The 22,855-nt window shown below is 63.5% G+C and carries 22 protein-coding genes; 10 read left to right on the top strand and 12 right to left on the bottom strand.

The features are described 5' to 3' along the window. Positions 1-1,070 (bottom strand): UUP1 family membrane protein (locus P8Y64_03600; GenBank protein ID MEJ2059564.1); only part of this gene is annotated, 1,070 nt, incomplete at its 3' end. Beyond that, positions 1,070-1,573 (bottom strand): RimK/LysX family protein, encoded by a 504-nt coding sequence (locus P8Y64_03595; GenBank protein MEJ2059563.1) that lies wholly within the window; start codon positions 1,571-1,573, stop codon positions 1,070-1,072. The genes P8Y64_03595 and P8Y64_03600, both read right to left, overlap by 1 nt. Before the next feature lie 251 nt (positions 1,574-1,824). Between P8Y64_03595 and P8Y64_03590 the strand changes: the two genes are divergently transcribed. The 6 genes from P8Y64_03590 (at position 1,825) to ispD (ending at position 8,706) form a co-directional block, all read left to right on the top strand. Next, positions 1,825-3,675, top strand: coding sequence for a KUP/HAK/KT family potassium transporter (locus tag P8Y64_03590; GenBank protein ID MEJ2059562.1), 1,851 nt, complete (start codon positions 1,825-1,827; stop codon positions 3,673-3,675). Between the two features lie 154 nt (positions 3,676-3,829). Next, positions 3,830-5,476 carry a CTP synthase gene (locus P8Y64_03585; GenBank protein MEJ2059561.1) on the top strand — a complete coding sequence of 549 codons (1,647 nt, stop codon included), beginning with the start codon at positions 3,830-3,832 and terminating at the stop codon, positions 5,474-5,476. Continuing rightward, on the top strand, positions 5,473-6,309 hold the full coding sequence (kdsA, locus tag P8Y64_03580; protein ID MEJ2059560.1) for a 3-deoxy-8-phosphooctulonate synthase: 837 nt from the start codon (positions 5,473-5,475) through the stop codon (positions 6,307-6,309). The genes P8Y64_03585 and kdsA overlap by 4 nt, the downstream gene beginning before the upstream one ends. Before the next feature lie 66 nt (positions 6,310-6,375). Then, positions 6,376-7,662 carry a phosphopyruvate hydratase gene (gene eno / locus P8Y64_03575; protein ID MEJ2059559.1) on the top strand — a complete coding sequence of 429 codons (1,287 nt, stop codon included), beginning with the start codon at positions 6,376-6,378 and terminating at the stop codon, positions 7,660-7,662. A gap of 49 nt (positions 7,663-7,711) precedes the next feature. Beyond that, positions 7,712-8,011, top strand: coding sequence for a cell division protein FtsB (gene ftsB, locus P8Y64_03570; protein ID MEJ2059558.1), 300 nt, complete (start codon positions 7,712-7,714; stop codon positions 8,009-8,011). After that, complete coding sequence (gene ispD / locus P8Y64_03565; GenBank protein ID MEJ2059557.1) at positions 8,008-8,706, top strand: 2-C-methyl-D-erythritol 4-phosphate cytidylyltransferase; 699 nt, start codon at positions 8,008-8,010, stop codon at positions 8,704-8,706. The genes ftsB and ispD overlap by 4 nt, the downstream gene beginning before the upstream one ends. 14 nt (positions 8,707-8,720) lie before the next feature. Here ispD and P8Y64_03560 read toward each other — a convergent pair whose 3' ends face one another. Further along, entirely contained in the window at positions 8,721-11,129 is a 2,409-nt protein-coding gene (locus P8Y64_03560) for an EAL domain-containing protein (protein MEJ2059556.1), read from the bottom strand. A gap of 313 nt (positions 11,130-11,442) precedes the next feature. Between P8Y64_03560 and P8Y64_03555 the strand changes: the two genes are divergently transcribed. From P8Y64_03555 to P8Y64_03545, 3 genes are read left to right on the top strand one after another with little or no spacing between them, the layout of a single operon-like run. Then, positions 11,443-12,246, top strand: a complete 804-nt coding sequence (locus P8Y64_03555; protein ID MEJ2059555.1) for a pseudouridine synthase — start codon at positions 11,443-11,445, stop codon at positions 12,244-12,246. Next, positions 12,243-12,905: an endonuclease III domain-containing protein gene (locus tag P8Y64_03550; protein ID MEJ2059554.1), complete on the top strand. Its 663-nt coding sequence runs from the start codon at positions 12,243-12,245 to the stop codon at positions 12,903-12,905. The genes P8Y64_03555 and P8Y64_03550 overlap by 4 nt, the downstream gene beginning before the upstream one ends. A gap of 14 nt (positions 12,906-12,919) precedes the next feature. Continuing rightward, complete coding sequence (locus P8Y64_03545) at positions 12,920-13,960, top strand: thioredoxin fold domain-containing protein (GenBank protein ID MEJ2059553.1); 1,041 nt, start codon at positions 12,920-12,922, stop codon at positions 13,958-13,960. An 84-nt stretch (positions 13,961-14,044) separates the two neighbouring features. Here the strand turns inward: P8Y64_03545 and P8Y64_03540 are convergent, their stop codons facing one another. The 4 genes from P8Y64_03540 to hpnC are packed head-to-tail and all read right to left on the bottom strand — an operon-like array spanning position 14,045 to position 17,860. Next, positions 14,045-14,806 (bottom strand): YciK family oxidoreductase, encoded by a 762-nt coding sequence (locus P8Y64_03540; protein ID MEJ2059552.1) that lies wholly within the window; start codon positions 14,804-14,806, stop codon positions 14,045-14,047. Further along, on the bottom strand, positions 14,803-16,110 hold the full coding sequence (hpnE, locus tag P8Y64_03535) for a hydroxysqualene dehydroxylase HpnE (GenBank protein MEJ2059551.1): 1,308 nt from the start codon (positions 16,108-16,110) through the stop codon (positions 14,803-14,805). The genes P8Y64_03540 and hpnE overlap by 4 nt, the downstream gene beginning before the upstream one ends. Continuing rightward, positions 16,103-16,972 carry a presqualene diphosphate synthase HpnD gene (hpnD, locus tag P8Y64_03530; GenBank protein MEJ2059550.1) on the bottom strand — a complete coding sequence of 290 codons (870 nt, stop codon included), beginning with the start codon at positions 16,970-16,972 and terminating at the stop codon, positions 16,103-16,105. The genes hpnE and hpnD overlap by 8 nt, the downstream gene beginning before the upstream one ends. 21 nt (positions 16,973-16,993) lie before the next feature. Continuing rightward, entirely contained in the window at positions 16,994-17,860 is an 867-nt protein-coding gene (hpnC, locus tag P8Y64_03525; GenBank protein ID MEJ2059549.1) for a squalene synthase HpnC, read from the bottom strand. Between the two features lie 37 nt (positions 17,861-17,897). Between hpnC and P8Y64_03520 the strand changes: the two genes are divergently transcribed. Then, positions 17,898-18,086: a hypothetical protein gene (locus P8Y64_03520; GenBank protein ID MEJ2059548.1), complete on the top strand. Its 189-nt coding sequence runs from the start codon at positions 17,898-17,900 to the stop codon at positions 18,084-18,086. A 69-nt stretch (positions 18,087-18,155) separates the two neighbouring features. Here P8Y64_03520 and P8Y64_03515 read toward each other — a convergent pair whose 3' ends face one another. From P8Y64_03515 to P8Y64_03495, 5 genes are all read right to left on the bottom strand, one after another. After that, positions 18,156-18,617: a cold-shock protein gene (locus tag P8Y64_03515; protein MEJ2059547.1), complete on the bottom strand. Its 462-nt coding sequence runs from the start codon at positions 18,615-18,617 to the stop codon at positions 18,156-18,158. Positions 18,618-18,734: 117 nt separating this feature from the next. Beyond that, the gene (gene rmuC, locus P8Y64_03510; protein ID MEJ2059546.1) at positions 18,735-20,009 is read right to left on the bottom strand and encodes a DNA recombination protein RmuC; all 1,275 of its coding nucleotides are present in this window, start codon (positions 20,007-20,009) and stop codon (positions 18,735-18,737) included. Then, positions 20,006-20,695 carry a phosphoglycolate phosphatase gene (gene gph, locus P8Y64_03505; GenBank protein MEJ2059545.1) on the bottom strand — a complete coding sequence of 230 codons (690 nt, stop codon included), beginning with the start codon at positions 20,693-20,695 and terminating at the stop codon, positions 20,006-20,008. Before gph ends, rmuC begins: the two co-directional genes overlap by 4 nt. Positions 20,696-20,701: 6 nt before the next feature. Further along, positions 20,702-21,412, bottom strand: a complete 711-nt coding sequence (gene ubiG, locus P8Y64_03500) for a bifunctional 2-polyprenyl-6-hydroxyphenol methylase/3-demethylubiquinol 3-O-methyltransferase UbiG (GenBank protein ID MEJ2059544.1) — start codon at positions 21,410-21,412, stop codon at positions 20,702-20,704. A gap of 73 nt (positions 21,413-21,485) precedes the next feature. Continuing rightward, on the bottom strand, positions 21,486-22,814 hold the full coding sequence (locus P8Y64_03495; protein ID MEJ2059543.1) for a TRZ/ATZ family hydrolase: 1,329 nt from the start codon (positions 22,812-22,814) through the stop codon (positions 21,486-21,488). Positions 22,815-22,855 lie beyond the last annotated feature (41 nt).

The following is a 22,855-nucleotide window of genomic DNA, read 5'->3' as shown; positions in this document are numbered from 1 at the left end:
AGTTCGGTCTGGCGAAAGGCCAGGGCGACCAGGACCGGCATGAAGGTGCCGAAGGTCTTGATGCCGACGAGGTTGCGCAGCAGCACCAGCACCAGTACACCGAGCGGCACCGTGAGCAGCACCCGGTAAACCTGCTGCGTCTCCAGGGGCAGGCCGAGCAGTGAGAATCCGAGCAGCCAGTGCCCCGCCGAACCGGCCTGGCGGTACAGCATGCGCGTGGCGAGTTCCGAGCCGGGCGTCAGCGTCACGCGGGTATCGAGGCGTTCGCCGCCGCGCAGGGACGCGATTCCGCCCGCGCCGCGCCAGATGACCAGCACCTGCGAGCGCGAGACCCGCTGCTGCGTGGCCAGGTCGAACAGCTGCCAGCTGCGGCCCATGAAGACTTCCAGCCAGGCGTGGATTTTCGGCTGCGCGTTCTGGGAGGAGAGTTCGATGCCGTGCGCGACGCGCGCGGGCAGGCCCGCCAGGGCGAGCAGCCGGGCCGCCATGTCGAGCCTGGTTTCGTCCGTGTCGCGCGGTTTGATCAACAGCGCGGTTTCCGGCCCCGGTTTCGCCAGCAGCGTCAGGAGCTGCGTGACCAGCGTCGTCGCATCTGCCGAGCGGGCGCGAACCTGGTCCATCAGGGCCTGCGCGGCCTTGGCTTCGCTATCGGAAAAATCGGGCGCCTGTACGGCGGGAGGGGAGGACGGCGCGGTCGTCGTGGCGCTTTCGCGATTCGCCTGGCGCTGCAGCGTGGCCCGGTAAAACAGCGTCTGCCGGCCCTTCGCGGTGCGGATGGTCCACAGCGCGACGCGGTTACCGTCCGTATCCCGCGCCGTTCCCAGGCCGAAACGACCGGAGAAAAAATCCTCGCCCAGCACCGCCAGGGATCGGTTGCCGGTGGGGATGTGCAGGCTGATCTTGGCCGCCTCGCCGGTGCCGTCGAAACGGATACGTACCTCGTATTGCCAGGTTTGCTCGGTGGTTTCGGGGGAAAGCGGAAAGCCCAGGATGAAATGCTTGTACAGGAACAGTCCGCCGCCAATCGCGCAAAGCAGCGTGACGAGAATGTAGAGGTGCCGCTGGTTCATTACTTGCCCGGCGTGCAGGCGGGTTTGGACAAATGCGTGCGGCCGGGATCGATAAGAAAGTGGCCGTCGAGATAGCGGCGGCCGACGAGCAGGGGATAGTTGAACCCGGTCCGGTCGACGAGGGTGAACTGCGTCACTTCATAGATGTCGCCCAGGCACAGCCCCAGTTCGATGACCGGGCGCACCTGGGTGTCGCCGAAGTGCCGGCGTACCTTCGCGGTGCGCAGCAGCGGCCGTTCGACCACCACGTGCTCCCCCTGCGCATCGACCACTTCAAAGCGCACCCATGGCTTGCCGTCTTTCTCGAAACGCACCAGGTTGTCGGCATTCAGCGACGAGGTCTTGGCGCCGGAGTCGATCTTCGCGTGCAGTTCCAGGGTGTGGGCGTTATAAAAAACCTTGGCGCGCTCGACCCAGCCGACCACTGTCTTGGCCCATAAGGGTGGGGCGTAAACCGCGAGCATGAACAGCAGCAGCCAGGCAGGGATGCGGGACGGGGGCATGCGATCGACCTCGCAACGGGATATTGCTGGAGAATAATGTATCCCTGTCAAACCGTCACGAGTCTCGCGCATCGAAACCGCTCGGATGGCTGAACTAATCGACATCGCCCGGTCTAATCCGGCTTTTCCGGGTAAACTCAACGCCATGTACCCGGACCTTTCCGCCCGTGAGTGACACACCATTCAATTCGACCGGCCGCAGCAGGGCCGCCTCGGCCGAACCGGCCCGCCCCCACAAGTCGGTACTCCCCCTGAGTCTGACGGCGCTCGGCATCGTCTATGGCGATATCGGCACCAGCCCGTTGTACGCACTGCGCGAGTGCTTTATGGGCAGCGGCGGCGTGGCCATTACCAACGCCAACGTGCTCGGGGTCCTGTCGCTCATTTTCTGGGCGTTGATCATCGTTATCTCGGTCAAGTATCTGATCTTCGTGATGCGGGCCGACAACCGGGGGGAAGGCGGCATCCTCGCCCTGATCGCTTTGCTGCGCCGCGGGCGTTCGCGGGAGACCAAAGGCGCGTCCGTCCTGCTGCTGATGGGGGTGTTCGGCGCAGCGTTGCTCTATGGCGACGGCATGATCACGCCGGCGATTTCGGTGATGAGCGCGGTGGAGGGGCTGAAGGTCGCCGAGCCCCGTCTGCATGAATTCGTGATTCCGCTGACCATCGTGATTCTGGTGCTGCTGTTCGCGGGCCAGAAGCACGGCACCCAGCGCATCGGTTCCGTGTTCGGTCCCATCATGTTGCTGTGGTTCGTGGTCCTGGCCGTGCTGGGTGTGCACGGCATCCTGCACAATCCGCATGTGCTGACGGCCATCAACCCCGTTTATGCCGTTCGCTTCTTTCTGGACAATCCGCCCACCTCGTATCTGGTGCTGGGCGGTGTGTTTCTGGTGGTCACCGGCGGCGAAGCGCTGTACGCCGATATGGGGCATTTCGGCCGCAGGCCGATACGCCTGGCCTGGTTCGGGCTGGTGCTGCCCGCGTTGCTGCTGAACTATTTCGGTCAGGGGGCGTTGATCCTCGACCATCCCGTCCTGGTCCATCATCCGTTTTACAACCTGGTGCCGCACTGGGCGGTCTATCCCATGATCGGCCTGGCCACCGTGACCACCGTGATCGCCTCGCAGGCCGTGATTTCCGGCACCTTTTCCCTGACCCGCCAGGCGGTGCAGATGGGGCAGTCGCCGCCCATCGAGATCATCCAGACCTCGTCACAAGAGATGGGGCAGATCTATGTGCCCTTCGTCAATTGGGCCCTGCTGGTGGCCACCGTATCCCTGGTGGTCGGTTTCGGTTCCTCCAGCAACCTGGCGGGCGCATACGGCGTGGCGGTCAGCACCACGATGGTGATCACCACCATCCTGGCGTATTTCGTCATGCGCCGGCGCTGGCGCTGGTCACCGGCACTGGCCTTGCTGGTCGTCGCCGGGTTCCTGACGGTCGACCTGGCCTTCCTCGGGGCGAACCTGTTCAAGATTATCGAGGGCGGCTGGTTCCCGCTGGTGATCGGCGGTCTGGTGCTGTTGCTGATGTCGACCTGGGCGGGCGGGCGCCGGCTGGTGGAAGGGCGCGGCAGCAGTCGGACCATGCCGATCGATGCCTTCCTGGCCAGTTTCGAGCAGGGGCACCCGCAGCGGGTGCCCGGCACGGCCGTGTTTCTCACCCCGAGAGGCAATCATGTTTCCAGCGGTCTGCTGCATCACCTCAAGCTCAATCAGATGCTGCATGAGCGGGTGATTCTGCTGACCGTCATCAACGAAAACATCCCCAGCGTGCCGGCAAGCGGTCGCCTGGAAGTCCAGCCGCTGCGCCACGGGTTTTACCGTCTCTATGTCTATTACGGCTTCATGCAGAGCCCGAACGTCTCGGTGGCCATGAAGCTGTGCCAGGATCAGAACCTGATTCCCGGCCTGGAGGCGGAGACCACGGTGTTTTACTCCGATCGTTCCACCTACGTGGTGACCGGGGAGGGTGAGGAGATGCCCACCTGGCGCAAACGCCTCTATGCCGTCATGGCGCGCAACGCGCAGCGGGCGACGGAGTTTTATCATTTGCCGACGGGCCGGTCGGTCGAGCTCGGCATTCGCATGGAAATCTGAGCGTTTCGCTCAAAGTCATGTTATAGACCGGATAACCGGTTGATTTTATTGTGTGTAGCCCCTTGCTGCTGCGCCTGGCCAATTGAGCGTGATAGGGAGCTCTGGTATCCTTGCAGCGCCTTCGCTCTTTATCGTTCGCGCGCGCCGAGGTCTCATGACACGTTACGTTTTCATCACCGGAGGGGTGGTTTCCTCTCTGGGCAAAGGTATTGCGGCTGCGTCCCTCGGGGCTATCCTCGAGGCGCGCGGACTCAAGGTCACGCTGCTCAAGCTCGACCCCTACATCAACGTCGATCCCGGCACGATGAGTCCTTTCCAGCACGGCGAGGTGTTCGTCACCGAGGACGGGGCCGAGACCGACCTGGATCTCGGTCACTATGAGCGCTTCGTGCGCATCAAGACCAGCCGCAGCAACAACTTCACCACCGGTCAGGTTTACGAAGACGTCATCCGCAAGGAGCGGCGCGGCGATTACCTGGGCGGCACCGTGCAGGTCATTCCCCATATTACCGACGAGATCAAGCGCAAGATCCGCGAAGGAGCAGACGACGCCGACATCGCCCTGGTCGAGATCGGCGGCACCGTGGGTGACATCGAGTCGCTGCCGTTCCTCGAGGCGATTCGCCAGATGGGCGTGGAGGAAGGGCGCCAGAACGCGCTGTTCATCCACCTGACGCTGCTGCCGTACATCGCCGAAGCGGGCGAACTCAAGACCAAGCCCACCCAGCACTCGGTGAAGGAACTGCGCTCCATCGGCATCCAGCCCGACATCCTGCTGTGCCGCAGCGGCCAGCCGCTGCCCGAGACGGAGCGGCGCAAGATCGCCCTGTTCACCAACGTGGACGAGAAGGCCGTCATCTCGGCGATCACCGTCGATAACATCTACAAGATTCCGCTCTGGCTGCATGCCCAGAAGCTGGATGAAATCGTGCTGCGCAAGCTGGGCATCGACGTCAAGCCGGCCGATCTTTCCGACTGGAAGAACGTGGTGAACGCCATGGAGTTCCCGGAGGCGGAGGTCACCATCGGCATGGTCGGCAAGTACGTGGAGCTGACCGATTCCTACAAGTCGCTGAACGAGGCCCTGCGCCACGCCGGCATCAACTCCAAGACGCGCGTCAACATCAAGTACATCGACTCCGAGCAGATCGAGTCCGAAGGCACCGACTGCCTGTCCGACGTCGATGCGATCCTGGTGCCCGGCGGTTTCGGCACCCGCGGCGTGGAAGGCAAGATCACCGCCGCGCGCTACGCACGTGAGAACAAGGTGCCCTACCTCGGCATCTGCCTCGGCATGCAGGTGGCCGTGATCGAATTCGCGCGCCACGTGGCCGGGCTCGAAGGGGCGCACAGCACGGAATTCGATCCCGAGACGCCCCATCCGGTCATCGCCCTGATTACCGAATGGCAGGACGCCTCCGGCAGCGTGGAAAAGCGCGCCGCCGATTCCGACCTGGGCGGCACCATGCGCCTGGGCGGTCAGCAATGCCGTCTCGCCCCGGGGACGCTGGCCCGCAATTGCTACGGTGACGAGCTGATTACGGAACGTCATCGCCATCGCTACGAATTCAACAACACCTATCGCCAGCAGCTCGTCGACGCCGGCCTGGTGATCTCCGGCGAGTCGAGCGACGGCACCCTGGTTGAGGTGGTCGAACTGCACGACCATCCCTGGTATCTGGGCTGCCAGTTCCATCCGGAATTCACCTCGACGCCGCGCGACGGGCACCCGCTGTTCTCCGGTTTCGTCCGCGCCGCGCGCCTGCAGCACGACAAGATGAACAAGGCGGACGTCGCATGAAGTTATGCGGTTTCGAGGTGGGCCTCGATCAACCTTTGTTTCTGATTGCCGGCCCCTGCGTGATCGAAAGCGAGGCGCTGGCGCTGGAAACCGCCGGCCAGCTCAAGGAACTGACGGCTCGCCTCGGCATTCCTTTCATTTATAAATCCTCGTTCGACAAGGCCAACCGTTCCTCCAGCAAGAGCTTCCGGGGTCCGGGCATGGAGGAGGGGCTGCGGATTCTGGAAACGGTGCGCGAGCAGATCGGCGTGCCGGTGCTTACCGACGTGCACGAGGATACGCCGCTGGAAGAAGTGGCCTCCGTCGTCGACGTGCTGCAGACGCCCGCCTTTCTGTGCCGGCAGACCAACTTCATCCAGAACGTCGCGCGCCAGATGAAGCCGGTGAACATCAAGAAGGGCCAGTTCCTGGCGCCCTGGGACATGGGCAACGTGGTCGACAAGGCCCGCGAGGCCGGCAACGACGACCTGATGGTCTGCGAGCGCGGCTATACCTTCGGCTACAACAACCTGGTTTCCGACATGCGCGGTCTGGCGGTGATGCGCGAGACCGGTTGCCCGGTGGTATTCGACGCCACCCATTCGGTGCAGCTGCCCGGCGGGCAGGGGACGCGCTCCGGCGGACAGCGCGAGCATGTGCCCGTGCTGGCGCGGGCCGCGGTCGCCGCCGGCATCTCCGGCCTGTTCATGGAAACCCATCCCGATCCCGACCAGGCCCTCAGCGACGGCCCGAACGCCTGGCCTCTGGAGCGGATGGAGGCGCTGCTCGAGGTGCTCAAGACGCTGGATGAGACCGTCAAGCGGGCCGGCTTGGCCGAAACCACGCTTTCCTGATCCGGTCATAAATCTGAAATTACTTTCACTTATCGTTATAACTTCCTGAAGTAAAAGAGAAAAAACATGCCTGAAATTGCCGATATCCGTGCACGTGAAATCCTCGACTCCCGCGGTAATCCCACCGTCGAGGCCGACGTGATCCTGTCCTCTGGTGCCCGCGGCCGTGCCGCCGTGCCCTCCGGTGCGTCCACCGGTTCGCGCGAGGCGATCGAGCTGCGCGACGGCGATACCAAGCGCTACGGCGGCAAAGGGGTTCAGCAGGCCGTCGCCAACGTGAACAACGAGATTCGGGAAACCCTGCTCGGCATGAATGCCGCCGACCAGAAGGCCCTCGACCAGCGCATGATCGATCTGGACGGCACCGACAACAAGAGCCGCCTGGGCGCCAATGCGCTGCTGGCGGTTTCTCTGGCCAATGCGCACGCGGTGGCGGCGGACAAGCACCAGCCGCTGTACCGCTCGCTGGCGGACGGTTCCGGCAATTTCGTCCTGCCGGTGCCGATGATGAACATCATCAACGGCGGCGCCCACGCCAACAACAGCATCGACCTGCAGGAATTCATGGTCGTGCCGCTGGGCGCGGGCTCGATCGCCGAAGCGGTGCGCTATGGCGCCGAAGTGTTTCACGCCCTCAAGTCGGTGCTGAACGGCCGCGGCCTGCACACCACCGTCGGCGACGAAGGCGGTTTCGCCCCCGATCTGCCGTCCAACGTCGCCGCCGTCGAGGCGATTCTGGAGGCCATCGACAAGGCCGGTTTCAAGTCGGGCGACGATATCGCCCTAGCGCTCGACCCCGCCAGCTCCGAGTTCTACAAGGACGGCCAGTACGTACTGGACGGCGAGGGCAAGCGCTTCGATTCCGCCGGGTTCATCGATTTCCTCGCCGACTGGGTACGCCAGTATCCGATCGTGTCCATCGAGGACGGTCTGGCCGAGAACGACTGGGATGGCTGGAAGCAGCTCACCGATCAGCTCGGCGACCGTCTGCAGCTGGTCGGCGACGACCTGTTCGTGACCAACAGCCGCATCCTCCAGGAAGGCATCGACAAGGGCGTGGGCAACGCGATCCTGATCAAGCTGAATCAGATCGGCACCCTGTCCGAGACCCTGGAATGCATCTCGCTGGCCCACAGCTCGGGCTACCGCTCGGTGATCTCGCATCGCTCGGGCGAAACCGAGGACGTGACCATCGCGGACCTCGCGGTCGGCACGGCCGCCGGGCAGATCAAGACCGGCTCGCTGTCGCGCTCCGACCGGGTCGCCAAGTACAACCAGCTGATCCGCATCGAGGAAGAGCTCGGCGGCAATGCACGCTACGCCGGACGGGGCGCCTTCAAGCACCTGGCCTGACACGACCGCCACCATGACCGAGGCGTCGACAGCAGCTAAACTCGGGGGCATGAAGCTCATCAACCTGCTGCTGCTCGCCTTGTTGCTTCTGCTGCAGGTCAAGCTGTGGGGAGGCGACGGCAGTGTGGGTGACGTCATGAGACTTCGCGCCGCCGTCGCCGCCCAAAAGCAGGAAAATCAGGTCCTGGGACAGCGCAACCAGGCGCTCGCCGCGGAGGTGGAGGACCTTAAGTCCGGTACCGAAGCGGTCGAGGAACGGGCCCGCCTCGAGCTGGGTATGGTCAAACCCGGCGAAACCTTCTACCAGATCGTTCACCTGCCTGCGGACAAGAAGGACGACCGCCCGTGAGTGTGATTTGGGCGGCGGTGCCCGCCGCCGGTCTGGGTACCCGCATGGCGGCGGACCGCCCCAAGCAATATCTCTCTCTGGCGGGCAGGACCGTCATCGAACATGCCCTCTCTGCCTTGCTGGAACATCCTCGCATCGAGGGCGCGGTCGTTGCACTGCGCGCGGACGATCGCTACTTCCCGTCCCTGCCGATTGCCGGGGATGCCCGGCTGCGGCAGGTCGCCGGCGGCGAGGAGCGCGCCCATTCCGTTTTCAACGCGCTGAACGCGCTGCTCGAAACCGCATCGCGGGATGACTGGGTGCTCGTGCACGATGCGGCCCGTCCCTGCCTGAGTCGGGTCGATCTGGACCGGCTCATCGAAGACTGCCTGTCGAGCGGCGAGGGCGGCATTCTGGCCGCCCCGGTTCGCGACACCATGAAGCGCGACGACGGCACGGGCCACATCGCCTCGACCGTGCCGCGCACCGGCCTTTGGCATGCGCTGACGCCGCAGATGTTCCGTCTCGGGGAATTGCATGAGGCGCTGGCCAGGGCCCTGGATGCGGAACTGAGCATCACGGACGAGGCGTCGGCGCTGGAGCAGATGGGCAGGAAGGTGCGCCTGGTGGCCGGGGCGCCCGACAACCTCAAGATCACGCATCCCGAGGATCTTCGCTACGCCGAGGCCTGGCTCGCCGAGCACGGCGTGGCGTAGCAGCTGGCGGATTGTCAGTCGGCGCAGACGAGCGGTGCGTTCTCGATCGTCGCCGCCACCTCGCTGGCTGGCACCGGACGGCTGATCAGAAAGCCCTGCACTTCATCGCAACCCTGATTGCGTAAAAAGTCCAGTTGCGCGCGGGTTTCAACGCCTTCCGCCACCACCTCCATGCTGAGGCTGTGCGCCATGGCGATAATGGCCGTGGAGATGGCGATATTGTCCTTGTTGGACGGAATGCCCATCACGAATCCCTGGTCGATCTTGATGCGCCGCACGGGCAGGCGCTGCAGCCGCCGCAGCGAGGAATACCCCGTACCGAAATCATCGATCGAAAAACGGATGCCCAGACGCTCGATGGCGTCGATGGCCGATTTGACCTCGCCATAGGACTCGAAGGCCGATTCGGTAATTTCCAGTTCGAGCTGGTCCGGGTTCAATTGATAGCGCGTGATAATGTCCTGCACCATCTCTGACAGGGTCTGCTGGGCATGCAGCTGTCGGGTGGCGATATTGATCGCGACCCGCAGCGGTGTCTCCGACAAGGTCTGGAATGTCTTCAGGTCCTTGGCCGCCGTATTGAGTACGAATTCGCCGATCGCGTCGATCAGGCCGGCCTCCTCGGCAACGGGAATGAAGTCCTTGGGTGGAATGTCGCCCAGGGTAGGGTGATGCCAGCGCATCAGCGCCTCGAAGCCGGCCACCCGGCAGCTGCGCAGATCGACCTGCGGCTGGTAATGGACGGCGAGCTGTTTGCTGCCGATCGCCTTGTACAGCTCGCTCTCGAGATGGAGCTTTTTGCGCGCGACCTTGGCCAGCGAGGGTTCTGAAAATTCGTACTGGTTGGCCCCGCGCTTCTTGGCGCGCGCCAGGGCGGATGCCGCACCCTTTTCCAGGGTATCCCGGCTTCCCCCGTCGCGCGGATAAGTGCTGATGCCGATATTGCTCTTGACGATCAAGGTATGGCTGTCGACCACGATGGGGATGGAAATCAATCGGATCAGTTTGTCGGCGATCCGTCCCGCATGCTGGGTTTCGCCGAGATCCTCGATGATGACGCCGAATTCGTCCCCGCCGAGACGTGCAACCGTATCCTCCTTGCGTACCGTATCGCGCAGGCGGTCGGCGACCAGCTTGAGAATGTGGTCGCCCATGGCATGCCCGAAGGCATTGTTGATGTTGTTCATGCTGTCGACGTCGACCATCAGCAACGCCGCATAGCGCTTGTTGCGCCGCTGGCGCTCGATCGTATGTTCCAGTCGCGCGCTGAACAGCAGACGGTTGGGAAGATCCGTCAGCGGATCATGGTGGGCCAGGTAATTGAGCTTCTGCTCCGACTCCTTGATGCTGGTGATGTCGGAAAAAACGCCGATGTAGCTGGTGACCTTGCCCGACGCATCCTTCACCGCGCTGATATGCATCAGACACGGAAAATCACTCATGTCCTTGCTGCGGTTCCATATCTCGCCGCGCCACTGGCCGGTTTCCTTGATCGACGACCACATGTCCTGATAGAACGCCTGATCGTGCCGCCCCGACTTCAGCACCGAGGGCGTTTTGCCGATCACCTCGTAAGCGGCATAGCCCGTCATGCGCGAGAAGGCGGAGTTCACGAATGAAATAACGCCGCGCGTATCCGTGACGATGATGCCCTCCAGCACCGAGTCCAGGTAGCTGTGCGCCTTCTGGCGTTCCAGCTCCGCGTTCTTGTAGGAGGTGATGTCCATCACCACGCCGATGGAGGCCGGCTTGCCCTCGTAATCGACGTGGGCGCCATTGACCAGCGCGAAGAACCTGGTGCCGTCCTTGCGCACGAACGTCAGTTCATAGGGTTCGGTCTTCGCGCCCCGGCTGCGCATGACGAGATTGCTTTTCAGCCGGTCGCGCTGCTCCGGCACCACGAGATCGGGTACATGCAGATCATCCAGCATTTCCTCGCGGTCGTAGCCGAACAGTTCGCACATCATCGGATTGACGTACTTGAAGCCGAGGTCCTGAATGATGCCGATGCCGACCAGCGAAGATTCCATGGTCAACCGGTAGCGTTCCTCGCTTTCGAACAGCGCCTGCTCGGCCTCGATACGGGATTGGATGTCCCTGCCTACGCCGCAGATGATCTGCTTTTCGCTGTTGAACGGGGTCAGGCGTGCCGTACTGAATTCATAGGGGTGACTGCTGCCGTCCTTGTGATAAAGACAGACGTCAATGGTCGACTCACCGGTTTTTTCGGTTTCGTGGATCGCGCGCTGGAACCGTTTGACGTCGGTGTCGCGGAAAAAATCGATCGGCGCCATGTGGACGATCTCTTCGTCCGAGAATCCGGTCGCCTCAGTCGTGGTATCGTTCCAATACAGGAAGCGCTCGGCGGCGATGTCGTAGATAAAGAAGATGTCGGGCAGGACGTTCACTGCTTTGCGCAGCATCCCAACCTCTTCCGGGTCAAAAGCATCCTGAATTGAGTCCGGCTCTCGCGTATCCATTCCGTCCTCGGTATTTCCGTTCCTTTCTGATTTCCGAGTATAGAATTTGAATGTTGAATACGCCACGCAATTGTTGTGGATATTCGCCTGATTTTTATACAGATTTCGACACCCTGAAGCCAGATCCATGTCAAAATATTGACTAGGGGAGAGGGGCATACGCCTTGAACGCAAACAACGCGCGCCAAGCGGCCGTTTCGAGACATAATCACCGAATTCGATTTTTCAGCCCGCTGTTATCCGATAACCATTTCCTATGAGTGAACGTCTACAAAAGCTGCTTGCCCGCGCCGGTTACGGTTCGCGCCGCGAAATCGAACGCTGGATCGAGGCCGGTGAAATCGAAGTCAACGGCGTCGTCGCCCAGCTCGGCGTGCAGGTGGAGACCACCGACCGGATCACCCTGCGCGGCCGCCAGATCTCCTTGCGGCGCGCGGAAGAACCCAGGATCCGGGTCATCGTCTACCACAAACCCGAAGGGGAGGTGACCACCCGCACGGATCCCGAAGGCCGCCGCACAGTCTTCGCTTCGCTGCCGAACATGAAAAGCAGTCGCTGGGTGGCCGTGGGAAGACTGGACCTGAACACCTCCGGGTTGCTGCTGTTCACCAATGACGGCGAACTGGCCAACCGGCTGATGCATCCGTCCGCGGAGATCAAACGCGAATATGCCGTGCGCGTGCGCGGCGAGGTCACCCCGGAGATCATCCAGCGCCTGACCAGCGGCGTGATGCTGGAGGACGGGGAGGCGCGTTTCGACGAGATTACCGACGCCGGCGGCAGCGGCGTCAATCATTGGTACCACGTCATCCTGCACGAGGGGCGCAACCGCGAAGTGCGCCGCCTGTGGAACAGCCAGGGCATCACGGTCAGCCGGTTGATGCGCGTGCGTTACGGACCCATCGCCCTGGAGCGCCAGCTGCGTCCGGGCCGCTGGGTGGAACTCACGCCCGGCCAGATACGCGATCTTTACCAGGCAGCCGGACTCAAGCCGCCGGCGATCGCCAGGCTGTACGCACACAAGAAAAAATCGCATGGGCCGCCGCAGCGCCGGCGATGAAATCCGCCGGCCTGTTTTCGGTCTATCGGCGCTTGCTGAAGGCCTACGGTCCGCAACACTGGTGGCCGGCCTCGGATGCCTTCGAGATCATGGTCGGCGCCGTACTGACCCAGAACACCAGCTGGCGCAATGTCGAGCGCGCCATCGCCAATCTCAAACGGGCTGAGCTGTGTACCCCCGCGGGAATCGCCACGGCGGGGCCGGACGAGCTGGCCCGGCATCTCAGGCCGTCCGGCTATTTCAACATCAAGGCCAGACGCCTGCAGGTGTTCACGCGCTGGTATCTGGGGCAGGGCGGCTATGAACGGCTCGCCCGCTATCCGACCCTGGAACTGCGCAGGGCCTTGTTGTCGGTACACGGGATCGGGCCGGAAACCGCCGATGACATGATGCTGTACGCCTTCGAGCGGCCGGTCTTCGTGGTCGACGCCTATACGCGGCGCATCTTTTCCCGGCTGGGCTACGTAGAAGAACATATCGGGTACGAGCCTTTGCGCCATCGCTTCGAAGCGGAGCTGAAACCCGAGGTCAGCGTCTGGAACGAGTACCACGCCCTGATCGTGCGTCACGGCAAGGATATCTGCCGGCCCAGGCCCCGTTGCGAGGCCTGTACGCTGAGGCGCGGTTGTCGTTATCCGGATGCTATACTTGAACGATAACGGAGGGGGTTGTGATGTCTATTATAATCAATAGGTTGGCTTTGTTTTTTGCGGTGATTTCTCTTGTCGGCATGGCGCATGCCGCCGAGGAGGGGGGACTGTCCGAGGGGATGGTCAATCCGGGCTATCATGAGCAACCCGCCTGGTTCAAACAGTCGTTTCTGGATATCCGCGACGACGTGGCCGAGGCCGCGGCGCATCACAAGCGGGTGATGCTGTACTTCTATCAGGACGGCTGCCCGTACTGCAAAAAGCTGCTGGAAGACAATTTCGGGCAGAAGTCGATCGCCGACAAGACCCGCAAGTATTTCGACGTCATCGCCATCAACATGTGGGGCGACCGCGACGTCACCGGTTTCGACGGCAAGTCCATGACCGAGAAACAGTTCGCCGTCTCCCAGAAGATCATGTTCACCCCCACGCTGGTGATGCTGAACGCCAAGGGGCAGACCGTGCTGCGCATCAACGGCTATTTCCCGCCCCACAAGTTCAATGTCGCGCTCGATTACGCCGGGCGGCATCTCGAAGGCCGGGAGAGTTTCCGCAGTTACCTGGCCAAGGTCTCGCCGGAACCCGCCACCGGCAAGCTGCATGTCGAGCCCTGGTATCTGCACCCGCCTTACGACTTTTCCAAGCTCAAGGGCGGCAAGCCGCTGGTGGTGATGTTCGAGCAAAAGGCCTGTGCCGATTGCGACGAACTGCACCTGGATATCCTCAAGCGCCCCGAGAGCGTCAAACTGCTCAGGCGCTATGACGTCGCGGTACTCGACATGTGGGCCGACACGCCCGTCACCACGCCCTCGGGCAAGCGCACCACGGCAGCCAGGTGGGCCAAATCGCTGCAGATCGGCTACACACCCAGTCTGGTGTTTTTCGATGCCTCGGGGCAGGAGGTGTTTCGCACCGGCGCCTACCTGAAGGCCTTCCACATGCAGTCCGTGCTGGACTACGTGGCCTCCGGAGCCTATCGCAAGCAGCCGGAGTTCCAGCGCTATATCGACACGCGGGCCGACGCCTTGCGCGCCCGCGGCGTGACCATCGATTTGATGAAATAGCTCGGGCGGGCGGCGGGGTCGGGCATCATGCCAAGCCCCCGCCGCGCCGGTTACACGTTCCGGAGGAAAATCCTGAGGAGGGTGCTATTCGCCCCGGGCCCTGGGGATGCTGAAGTCGGTGCCGGTCTCGGTGCATTCCGGTCCCATGAAATACAGGTAGGGCGCCACCAGGTCGGCGGGATCCGGGACGCTCATGGGGTTTTCGCCCGGGTAATGCATGCGCCGCATCATGGTGCGCGCGGGGCCGGTATCGACGCTGTTGACGCGGATGGTGATGTCCGTATCGCTGTATTCGTCGGCCAGGATCTTCATCATGGCGTGCTGGCCGGCCTTGGCCACGCCGAAGGCGCCGTTGTAGGCCTTCATCGATTCGTGGGACGAGAATACGATCGCCGGATCGGACGCCTTTTCCAGCAGCGGCAGGCAGGCGTGGGTGATCATGTAAGGCGCCTGCAGGTTGACCGTGATGACCTGGGTCCACAGCTCCGGCTCGTAATGCACGAACGGCGTGTAGGCGCCCAGCCAGGCGGCATTGTTCAGCAGGCCGTCGAGACGGCCGAACTCCTTTTCGATGTTCTCGGCCATCTCCTTGTAATCCTTGGGCGTGGCCCCCTGCATGTTGAGCGGGTAGATCGCAGGTTTGGGCCCGCCGTCGGCCTCGATCTCGTCGTAGACCTCTTCGAGCTTCTTGATCGTCTTGCTGAGCAGGATGATGGTGGCCCCGTGTCTGGCATAGGCACGCGACACGGCCCGGCCGATACCGTCACTCGCACCGGTGACCAGGATGACCCGGTCCTTGAGCAGATCGCCCGCCGGCTGGTAGTTGAGAATCTCTTCTGGCGTCATATCGTAAGCTGCTTTGTCATTGCGCGGGCGCATTCTAAACCACTGCGCACCGCGCCTTCGAGCGTTGCAGGCAAACCCGTGCGGGTGTAGTCGCCGGCCAGCCACAGGCCGTCGAGCGGAGTCCGGTTGCCGGGACGGTCGGTTTCGCTGCCGACCCCACAGTGAAAGGTCGCGCGTTTTTCGCGGATCACCCAGCCGTCTTCGGGTTCGGGCAGATCGGGCAGAAAGCGCCGGATCTCGTCGGCGATGCGCTCGAGCAGCGTACCGGCATCCCACAGCATGTGCTCCCCGGGCCCGCTGATCACCGCCGCGAACAGGCCCGGCGCGTCCGTCAGGCGCCGGTCGAACAGCCACTGCAGGGTCGTGCCGGAAAAACCCATCATGGGGGTCGGCAAGCGGCACTGCGGCGGGAACTGGAGATACACGGTACAGATGGGTTCGGCACCGAGCCTGACCAGGCCCTCGCCCAGGGCGGCGGTCTGCGGATGCCCGGCCAGCAGCCGGGCCGCCGCGACGGTGTCCGTCGCCAGCACGACCCGGCTGGCCGCCAGCGGGCCGTCACGCGTTTCCACGCCTTCGATGCCCGTATCGCCCACGATCAGACGCTGAACGCGGGTTTTGAACGAAATCCGCGCCCCGCGTTCCTGCAGGTACGCCAGGGCCGGCAGAGGCAGCAAGGCGGAGAGGTCGACGCGCGGCAGCAGCAGATCGGAATAACGGCGCGGCGCCAGGAAGGTCTCCCGCAGCACGCGCGCGAAGACCTGCGCCGAGGCGGTTTCCGGTGGGGTATTCATGGCGGCCAGGCACAGCGGCGCCCACAATTCGCGGATCAGGGTTTCGGGTTGGCCGCTGGCGGCCAGAAAATCGCTAACGCTGAGGTCCACGGCGGGGATTCTGGTCAGGACGCCGGCGTGCAGCAGGGCCTCGATCCGCTCGCGCCAGCGCAGCCCGCGGGCCTGCAACAAACCGGCGGCCAGGTGCAGCGGGCTCGGCAGACGGGGCAGGGCGAGCCCCATCGGCGGGCTGCCATCACGATACACCGTCAGGGACAGGGGACGGCGTTCGTACAGGGTCTTTTCGTCCAGGCCGATCAGCTTTTGCAGGCCGAGAATGGCGGTGTAGGCGCCCAGCAAAAGATGCTGGCCGTTGTCCGCCTGGCGCGGCCCCTGACCGGCGGCGCGGGCGCGTCCGCCCGCTTGGGGGGCGGCCTCGATCAGATGGACGGGAATGCCTTTTGCGCTGAGGGCGACGGCGGCCGCCAGCCCGGCCCAGCCGGCGCCGATGACCAGGACGTCTTCAGGCACGCTGTTTCTGCAAGCGCCGCATACGGCGACGTTCGCCGCGCATCGTTTTCCAGGCGATCCAGAGCTTGCTGAGCGGCGTCAGCCGGATACGCTGTTCCAGGACACGGAATCCGTCGCGTTCGATGAGCGCCAGCAGATGCTGGTAAATGGCGGCCATGATGATGCCGCTGCGCTGGGCGTAGCGGTCCTGTTCCGGCAGATGCTCGAAGGCGCGGCGGTAATAGCCCTGCGCGCGTTCGGCCTGGAAGGCGAACAGGGCACGCAGCCGGTCGTTGGTCTGGGGACGGGAGAGGTCCTGCGGCTTGACGCCGAACCGGTCCAGTTCGTCCAGGGGGATGTAGATGCGTCCGCGGCTCACGTCCTCGTGCACGTCGCGCAGGATATTGGTGAGCTGAAAGGCCAGGCCGAGATCGTTGGCGTATTTGCGTGTCGCACGGTCCTCGTAACCGAAAATCTCCGCCGCCAGCAGGCCGACCACGCCGGCCACCCGGTAACAGTACAGCGAGAGTTCGGTGAAGGTGGGGTAGGAATCGTAATCGAGATCCATCTGCATGCCGTCGATGATCTCGTGGAAATACTCTTCCGGCAGGTTGAAGCGCTCCAGCGTGTCCTGCAGCGCCTGTGTCACCGGATGCTCGGCGGCATGCCGGAAGCAGCGTTCCACCTCTTCGCGCCACCACGCCAGCTTGGTGCGCGCGACATTCGGGTCCGTGCATTCGTCGACCACATCGTCGACCTCGCGGCAAAAGGCGTACAGGGCGATGATGGCCCGGCGCCGTTCCTCGGGCAGAAACAGAAAGCTGTAATAAAAGCTGGAACCGCTGCGCGCGGCCCTTTGCTGGCAGTACTGGTCGGGATTCATCGCGCAAGCCTACCGGAGAGTTCAGCGCCCGAACAGGGCTGCCTTGATGATGTGCCAGGCGTCGCCGGATTCGAGCCGCGGGCGGCTGAACAGGTCGGATTGCTGCTTGAGTTTGTGAAGCACGCGCGCGCCGCCGGTGATGATGGCGCGTATCTCCATACCGAAACGCCCGCGCAGGGCGCGGCCAAGCGGCGCCCCGGAACGCAGCAACTGGTCGGCGCGCTGAAACTGGTGTTCCATCAGCCGGCGCATGCGCACATCCGTAACGCGTCCGGCAAAATAGGAGTCATCGACGCCGAAGCGGTCCATCTCGTCCTGGGAAATGTAAATTCGCCCGCGCTCTGCGTAGTCACTGTACAGGTCCTGGTAGAAATTGATCAGCTGCAGGGCACTGCAGATCGCATCGGAATAGGCCAGGTTGCGTTCACTGGCTTCTCCCGTGAGATGCAACAACAGGCGGCCCACCGGATTGGCTGAAAGGCGGCAATACTGCATGACCTCGCCGAAATCGGCGTAGTGCCGTTTGTCCACGTCCTGACGAAAGGCGGCGAGCAGGTCATGAAACAATTGCGGTGGCAGATGATGCCGTGCGATGGCATCGCCCAGTGCAATGAACAGCGGATCGTCCGATTCGCCGCCCGCGACGACGTGATCCAGCGCCGCGCCCATGGCGTCCAGTTGCGCGAGCCGGACATCGGCGGTATCCGTGCCCTCGTCGGCAAAATCATCCGCGCGCCGCGCAAAGACGTAAATGGCGGCGACCGGTTTACGTATGCGGCGCGGCAGCAGCCAGGATGCGACGGGAAAGTTCTCGTAATGCGCGGCAGCCAGTTGTTCGCAACTGCGGTAGGCATGTTTGACGCTCAAACGGGCTTCAGGCATTGTCATGCGTCAATATTCTGGGGCTATCGATCTTGGAGGCGTGATGATAAAGCGTTTGAAGATGCTGGTAACCGGTTTGGTGATCGGCCTGCTGCTCGGACTCTGGTTCGGCGTCAACTACGGGCGGGGTGAACCGATTTACGCCAACCCGTTCAAGCGGCATACGTTGAAGGGTGATTTGCAGGACACGCTGCACGACGTCAAACGCAATTTGCGCGATTCGCTGAAATAACGGCACCGCAAAAACCGTCAAAAACAAAAGGCGCCTTGCGGCGCCTTTTGCCGTTTATGTGGATTCGATTCAGTTCAGGATCTGAACATCTTCGGCCTGCGGTCCCTTGGGCTGCTGCACCACGGTGTACTCGACACGCTGGCCTTCACGCAGGTAACGGCGGCCGCTGCCGCGGATCGAACGATAGTGCACGAAAACCTCCTGTCCGTCGTCCTGCACGATAAAGCCGAAACCCTTGGTCAGGTTGAACCACTTCACGTTGCCCATCTTGCGCTCGCCGGCCACGCTGCCCGGGGTATAGGTGGGGCGCGATCTGCGGCGGCTCAGCGTGAGCACGATCATCGAGCTCGCGAAGGCGGCGACAAAAAAGCTCAGGATGCCCCAGGCATGCAGATGCCAGAAGCTGCCCAGATTGGCCGACGGAACGTCGAAAAGGCCGAGTAATTCCAATAGCGCAAACAAGATGAAGGCCGCTGGAATGGAGACCAGCAGGCTGATGATCAGACTGTTGCGTATTTCCTTTTTGTTCATGGTGTTAGCCCGTTGATACGTAATGGCAGTCATTGTTGCTGTACTCACTGTGTTTTCCCCAATCCAAAGTATATCAGTCAGACATCCTACAGTTAACCGCCTGATTTCATGTTGGTTTTATTCGTCCGGATCGGCGACGTCGAGCTGCCTCGGGGGTTCTTCCACGCGCGCCGGCGGCTCGATCGGCTTGCGGGCCTGAATGCCGAGTTCGGTAAAGCGGCGGGCCCCCGGCATGACGCTGCGCTCCAGCGAACCGACCGCCTTGTTGTAGGAATCCACGCTGCGGGTCAGCCCTTTGCCCACCAGGGACAGATGCCCCGCAAACACGCTGAGCCGTTTGTAGAGATCCTCGCCGAGGCCGCGGATCTGTTCGGCGTTCTCGGCGATGGCCTGCTGGCGCCAGCCGAAGGCCACCGCCCGCAGCAGGGCGATGATGCTGGTGGGCGTGGCGAGGATGACCTGGTTGTTGAGGGCGTCCTCGAGCAGTGCCGGATCCTGCTCCAGCGCCGCGCTCAGGAACTGGTCGCCGGGAATGAACAGCACGACGTAATCCGGTGAACGGGGGAACTGCGCCCAGTAGGCCTTGCTGGCCAGCTCCTTCATGCGGTCGCGCACCTTGCGCGCATGCTGTCGGAGGTAGGTCTTGCGTTCCTCCTCGTCGCGCGCGCCGACGGCATTGAGGTAGGCATCCAGCGGTGTCTTGGCGTCCACCACCAGCTCGCGCTGGTCGGGCATGCGCACGATCATGTCGGGACGCATGCGGCCCTCTTCGGTATCGCGCGACTCCTGCTCGAAAAAGTCGCAGTACTCGACCATGCCGGCCAGCTCCGCGAGCCGCTTGAGGGTCATCTCTCCCCACTGGCCGCGCACCTCGGGACGGCGCAGGGCGTTGACGAGGTTTTGCGTCTCGCGCTGCAGCGCCGAGTTGCTCTGGTTCATCTGCTTGACCAGTTCGCTCAGCGAGCCGTAGGACTGCTTGCGCTCCTTTTCTATCTCGCGAATCTGCTGTTCGGTTTTTTGCAGCGTCTCGCGGATCGGGTTGACCAGGTTTTCGATGCCCTTTTCCTTTTTATCGAGTTCGGCGCGGGCCTGCTGCTGCAGTCCCTTGAGGTTTTCGGCCGCCAGATCCAGAAAGGCCTGGTTGTTCTTGGACAGCGCCTCCCGGGAGATCGCGGCGAAACTGTCGCTGAGCTGCTGCTTGGTGCGCTCCAGCGCCGCCAGGCGTTCCTCGTGCAGGCGGTTGTCGATCTCTATCTGCGCCTCCAGGGTGGTGACGCGGTTGCGCAACCGGCCTTCGCGGCGCTGCGCGATCGCCCAGATCAGCAGGGCGCCGAATGCAAACCCGCCTATGCCGGCGACGATGATCCAGGACAGACTGTCGAGCCCGTTCATAGCTCCACCTTGCGCAGGGACGCGGTGCCGGACAGCAGCCAGTCCACGATTTCGCGCGGTTCGTTGATATGCGAGTCGGCACGCCAGGACTCGACGTCGTCGTCCGGCGAGATATAACCGTACAGGGCGATCAGTGCGGGCATGCCGGCGGCGTGCGCCGCCTCCACGTCGCGCTGCGCATCGCCGACGTAGACGCATTCAGCCGCCGCCGATCCCGCCTGGTTGCAGGCCAGCAGCAACGGGTCGGGATGCGGCTTGCGGTTTTCCAGGGTGTCGCCGCAGACCACGCTGGCGGCGCGCCCGTCCAGGCCGAGCATGTGCAGCAGGGGTTCGGTCAGTGCCGTCGGCTTGTTGGTGACCACGCCCCAGCTCAGGCCCTTTTTTTCCAGCCAGCCGAGCACCGCTTCCATGCCGGGGAACAGGCGCGTCTCGAGATGCCGGTTTTCGGCATACAGGTCGATGAGGCGTTGCCGCAAGTGCGCGACGCCGTCGCCGGCGACCTCGGGAAAGCCCAGTTCGATCAGGGCGGTGGCCCCGTGCGAGACGCGGTTGCGGATGTGCGCGTAGGGCAGGGGTTCGCGACCCTGCTCCACGAGCAGGGTGTTGAGGGCCTGGGCCAGATCGGGCGCGGTGTCGGCGAGCGTGCCGTCGAGGTCGAAAAGGACCGTGCGTATCTCGGCGGGCATAGGCGCCTATTCGGGACGGGTGTGGACCAGGTAGTTCACGTCCACGTCGCGGCCCAGGCGGTATTCGCGGGTCAGGGGGTTGTAGCTCATGCCCGTGATGTCCTGGACCTCGAGGCCGGCCTCGCGCACCCAGGCGCCGAGTTCCGAGGGACGGATGAACCGGGCGAATTCATGCGTGCCGCGGGGCAGCATGCCGAGCACGTATTCGGCGCCCACGATGGCGAACAGGAAGGATTTGGGATTGCGGTTGATGGTGGAAAGAAAGACGTGACCGCCGGGCTTGACCAGCTGGGCGCAGGCGCGGATCACCGAACCCGGGTCGGGCACGTGCTCCAGCATCTCCATGCAGGTGACGACGTCGAAGCTGTGCGTCATTTCGGCGGCCAGCCCCTCGGCGGTGATCCAGCGGTAATCGATCTCCAGCCCGCTTTCCATCGCGTGCAGGCGGGCGACGTTGAGCGGCGACTCGGCCATGTCGATGCCGGTCACCCTCGCGCCGCGCGCGGCCATGCCCTCGGCCAGGATGCCGCCGCCGCAGCCGACGTCCGCGACGTGCCTGCCGGCCAGACTGCCGGCACGTGCTTCGACGTAATCCAGCCGCAGGGGGTTGATCTCGTGCAGGGGTTTGAATTCGCCCTGCATGTCCCACCAGCGGTGGGCGATCTCGTCGAATTTGCTGATCTCGTTATGGTCGACGTTGGCTTGTTCGGCACTCATGGCTGATATCCGGCTGCGGAAACCTGTGCCGCCCAGTGTACCAGCCGCCGCCGGCTTTGGGCATGCAGCTCGGCTAGGCCTCGCGGGCCTGAATGCGCGCCTGCCAGTCGCGAACGGCGCCCAGCATCTCGTTCTCGTCGATGCGCGTCAGGGCACGCGACTTGAGCAGGTGGCGGCCGGCGACCCACACGTCGGTCACCTGGTCGCGGCCGGCGGCGTACACGATCTGCGAGACCGGATCGTACAGCGGCTGTGTCTCCAGGGCGCCGAGGTCGACCGCCACGATGTCGGCGGCCTTGCCGGGTTCGAGTGAACCGATGCGATCGTCCAGGCCGAGGGCGCGGGCGCCGTTCAGGGTCGCCATGCGCAGCACCTGATCGGCGGGCAGGGCGGCCGCGTTTCCGGATACGCCCTTGGCCAGCAGGGCGGCGGTGCGCATTTCGCCGAACAGGTCGAGATCGTTGTTGCTGGCGGCGCCGTCCGTCCCGAGGGCGACGTTGACGCCGGCCTCCATGAGCCTGGCGACGGGACAGAACCCGCTGGCCAGCTTGAGGTTCGACTCGGGGCAGTGCAGGACGTGCGCGCCGGCCGCGGCGACGGCGTCGATTTCCGCATCGGTCAGCTGGGTCATGTGCACGGCGAGCAGCAGCGGCGAGAGCAGGCCGAGCCGGTTCAGGCGCTCCAGCGGGCGCTGGCCGTTCTGGGCTTCGGATTCCTCCACCTCGGTGGCCGTTTCGTGCACGTGCATGTGAATGGGGATGCTGCCGCCGACCTCGTTGGCCAGGGTGTTGATGCGCTGCAGGGGCGCATCGGAAACCGTGTAGGGGGCGTGCGGCGCGAACGCGAAGCTGAGCAGCGATTCGCCCTTGTGCTGATCGTAGACCTCCAGCCCCTTGGCGATGTATTCGTCCGCGTTCTTGGCCCAGACCGTGGGGAAGTCGATCACGATCAGCCCGATGCTGGCGCGCATGCCGAGCTGCGTGGCCACCCGCGCGGCCACCTCGGGGAAGAAATACATGTCGTTGAAGCAGGTCGTGCCGCCGCGCAGCATCTCGGCAATGGCCAGGGTCACGCCGTCGCGCACGAAGGACTCGCTGACGAAGGCCGCCTCGGTGGGCCAGATGTGGCGTTGCAGCCAGTCGTGCAGGGGCAGGTCATCGGCCAGGCCGCGCATCAGGCTCATGGCGGCGTGGGTATGCGTATTGATGAGTCCGGGGATCAGCGCGTGGTCGGCGAAGTCGTGTTCGATATCGGCCTGATAACGATCGCGTGCCGTCTCGGTATCCAGAATCTCGACGATGAGCCCTTCGTGGATGGCGACGCTGTGATGTTCGAAGACCGTGCCTGCCGGTTCGACCGGAATGACCCAGCGGGCATGTAAAAGCGTGTCGACCTTGTGCATGGCGAGCAACGATAGCGACAGTCAGTGACATGCACAAGCTT

The organism is Gammaproteobacteria bacterium, assembly GCA_037388465.1.
GTDB lineage: Bacteria > Pseudomonadota > Gammaproteobacteria > SpSt-1174 > SpSt-1174 > JARRKE01.
This window is presented reverse-complemented; position numbering and strand designations above follow the sequence as displayed.